This window comes from Photobacterium sp. R1 (assembly GCF_054600795.1).
This window is the reverse complement of sequence record NZ_BAAHZP010000356.1, coordinates 1-307: the sequence shown is the minus strand read 5'-3', so window position 1 is coordinate 307 and position 307 is coordinate 1. Positions and strand designations below refer to the sequence as shown.

The window sequence follows — 307 nt, the reverse complement described above, 5'->3', positions numbered from 1 at the left end:
ATCAAGAGATGTCGACAGGCCCTGACTGAATGCTTTTTCACGTAACACCACACTTTCCTTGGCCAGCGCAATACTGGAAGCCAGTCCGTCATATTCCTCCAGTGCCTGAGAGGCTTCCCGGTAGGTTTTCTCAACCAGCACGCTCAGATCCTGCTCTGCCTGAGCGCGCAGGTAATTCACCTGTGTCATTGCGCTGTGAGCCGCTTTTACCTTGTCTGAACGGCCTGAAGAGTCGAGTAGCGGAATACTGACACCCACGCCTACCGCCCAGTCTGGCGTTGTTTTCGCTGCCAGCGTGTCTTCTTCA

1 protein-coding gene is annotated in these 307 nt (G+C 54.4%); it reads right to left on the bottom strand.

The genetic code is table 11. The features are described 5' to 3' along the window. Positions 1 to 307: TolC family protein (locus ACYP03_RS25400; RefSeq protein ID WP_459782589.1), on the bottom strand; the 307-nt coding region annotated here is incomplete at both ends.